Consider the following 2,257-nt stretch of genomic DNA (forward strand, 5'->3'; position numbering starts at 1 on the left):
CGAGCAGCACCCGACGGGACCTTCGCAGTTCCACGCAGCGCTGCACGCTCAGCGTTTGGGTTCGTGTACCTTTGCCGCACCGTTGTGCGGCTCCGCCACATTAGGAGCCCGTAGAGACGCCAAAGAGCCCGACCGGTGACCGTGGGCTCCAGCTGCGAGCCGCCCCCACCGCACCCGCCGGGATATCCCAAGCCTCAAGGCGGGTCAGGTCGCCCCGCCGGCCACATTGCGGAGCGTGAGCTCGGATTCCGATGCAGATTCCGATGCAGTCCGATCCCGAGATCAGGGGGCGGAGGGCGGATCCCGATGGTCCGATGCGGCACCCCCACGTGGTGGCAAGCTCCTAGGGTCCGAAGCACAGGGTACCGGCGGTGTCCTCGAAGGGCATCGCATCACGTAGATAAAGCGCCCAGACCTTGCCGCCCGGCTCGGCCACAGGCACCGATCCATCCGTTGCTGTAGGAAGAACGTGCATGTACTGTTGCCGCATGGCTCGTACCTTCGCGGCGTTCTTCCCCTTGACCAACCGGCCCCTGCCCCGGGAATCCGTGAAGGGTTTGAGCGTGATTTCCGCCAGCGGGAAGTCCAACGTCCACTGCAGCACCCGTCCCCCAAAGTCGTTGCGTATCCCGTCGGCTGCGACGATACGCATGGGGCCGGCGGCGTCGTGACCGAGCTGGTAGAGCAGCGGCAACCAGGCTCGGGCGGCATCGCGGACTACCTTGAGCTCCGGCCGCTCCGAGCACTGCCCGCAGGTGATCGCGCCCGCGACGTGCAGAAATACCTCCCAGCCGCAGTGGGAGCAGCCAGGCGCAGGACTGTACTCCCCATACAGCTCGGGCCAGCGATCGTACAGCAGATCGTGTGCAAGCTGGGTGCGCTGCTGTGGATTGAGGCGGCCCGTTCTCATCGGCCACAATTCGCCCAGTAATGTCTGCATTCCATTCATGTTTCGTGGAATCGTGGACGCCGTAAATACCGAGTAGTTACACTGCCCATCAATGTAGAAATACTCGTATCCATTCTCACGAAGCATCCGGCGCTCGGCAAGCTCTCGGCGACCGCCTTCCACACGGTAACCAAGCTGAATTCCTTCCGAGCCGTTGCACAGCTGGCGTGGTAGAGAGGGGGGGATTGCACCTGCACTGCAGAGCGGTACGCCCAGACCGGGAGCCGGTCCTGCTCCCCCCGTGCCGGCCGACCCCGGCGTTCCTGCAGCGGCACCGACTCCAGGCATGCCAGCGATCGCCATGCCTCCAGCGCTTGCAGTCGAGCCGCCATCCGAGCACGCAGCCACCGTGGAGCACAGGATTCCCAGAATTGACCCGACGATCTTCATGGCTCACTCGCCTTGGAAGCCGCTTGCTCCGAATCAGTGCCTCGAGCCGCCGAGGCCCGGTTCCCAACGCAAGACGTCCAACGCCGGCGAACCCTGCAAGAGAGTCAGCAAGCCATCGGAGCCTATCCCTGCCCCTTGCCTGTGTACCACGTCATGCCCTTCGCTACGGGCATGCAGATGCGCAGCGGAACCGGCGCCGGCGCCATAGACCGTCACCTCCAAGCTCGAGCCGCTACGTGGGAAGCCGAGCCGGACCGAAAACCGCCCGTCCTGCGTGGCTAGCTCGGCGTTGGTGTTCAAACCGACCCTAAGGCCGAACCGGTCAGCGTTCCCGGTGCACACCGCGCTCGGTTGAGCAACGTTCAACATCAGACGAGTGTCGCCGCCGCTGTCCCAGCGTGCCGGCAGGTTCACTGCGCTCAAGCCGAGCTGCGGCCAGAGCTCGATGAACGCCTTGCCCCCGAATTCCGCGCGCGGCTGGTCGAGCGCAATCGGCAGCGCTTCACCGCATCCGTCCGGCCACTCGGCGCGCAACGGGAACGCCCAGTAGGGCGGCTGGTCGAGTACTGCTTGTACCTCGAGCCTGCCGCTGATCCGACCTGTGTCCCACCTGGTGATCGACACCGATAGCTGCTGCTTTACCGCGACGGCTCCCGGTGGGAGGGGGAGTTGGAGCGAGGTTTGCACTTGTGCCCACGGTATCCAGCCCGACAATTGGAGTGCGCCGTAGGATCGGACGGGCGCGATCCCGATTTGGAGCCAATCGGGGTGGCGTAAGTTGTTGAAATTGGATCGTTCTTGAGGGGGGGATCGACAAGAACGACACGGAAGGCTCTCCTTGGGTTGCATGACCGAGGAGAGTTCCGTGTCGAACAACCTGCGTGAGCAGATCCAGCAACAAATAGCGGCTTTTGGTGA

2 protein-coding genes are annotated in these 2,257 nt (G+C 64.1%); both read right to left on the reverse strand.

All coding sequences use genetic code 11. The features are described 5' to 3' along the window. Window positions 1–343: 343 nt before the first annotated feature. Entirely contained in the window at window positions 344–1,339 is a 996-nt protein-coding gene (locus MJD61_08265) for a hypothetical protein (protein ID MCG8555270.1), read from the reverse strand. 33 nt (window positions 1,340–1,372) lie between these two features. Then, window positions 1,373–1,963, reverse strand: coding sequence for a hypothetical protein (locus MJD61_08270; GenBank protein MCG8555271.1), 591 nt, complete (start codon window positions 1,961–1,963; stop codon window positions 1,373–1,375). Window positions 1,964–2,257 lie beyond the last annotated feature (294 nt).

It is taken from the genome of Pseudomonadota bacterium (assembly GCA_022361155.1).
GTDB lineage: Bacteria > Myxococcota_A > Polyangia > Polyangiales > JAKSBK01 > JAKSBK01.